The organism is Pseudophaeobacter profundi (assembly GCF_029697505.1).
Classification (GTDB): domain Bacteria; phylum Pseudomonadota; class Alphaproteobacteria; order Rhodobacterales; family Rhodobacteraceae; genus Pseudophaeobacter; species Pseudophaeobacter profundi.
This window is the reverse complement of the sequence record NZ_JARJEF010000118.1, coordinates 1-360: the sequence shown is the minus strand read 5'-3', so window position 1 is coordinate 360 and position 360 is coordinate 1. Positions and strand designations below refer to the sequence as shown.

Here is a 360-nt window from a genome sequence, read left to right as displayed (position 1 = left end):
ACCGAGGCAATGTCACCAAGGAGTGCAAGATTGACGCCAATGGTGGTGGGGACACACTGGAAGAGTGTGTATACTCGGAGGTGGCGGCGCTGATATCAGTCAACGAGTGGCGGCCACAGTATCTGCTGCAACTGTTCAAGGACCTGCGACTGCTGAGCTCCTGTCCCGACCCTGGCATGCAGGCCACACTCTCCTCCACCATACACGCTCTCGCCTCTCGCACCGAGCAGGAGGAGCACCGAGTTGGAGCAAGCAGTGCGGTCGGAGCCAACGAAGAGTTGGTGGCAGTGGCTCCAGAGTATCTCGGAAACTTCAGCCACCAGCCGCAACCTCGCAACTGGAGCCAGAAGGAGACACCAG

1 protein-coding gene is annotated in these 360 nt (G+C 59.4%); it reads left to right on the top strand.

Features of this window, described 5'->3' with window-relative positions; all coding sequences use genetic code 11:
* Nucleotides 1-360 (top strand): hypothetical protein (locus P2081_RS20475; RefSeq protein ID WP_278924632.1); only part of this gene is annotated, 360 nt, incomplete at both ends.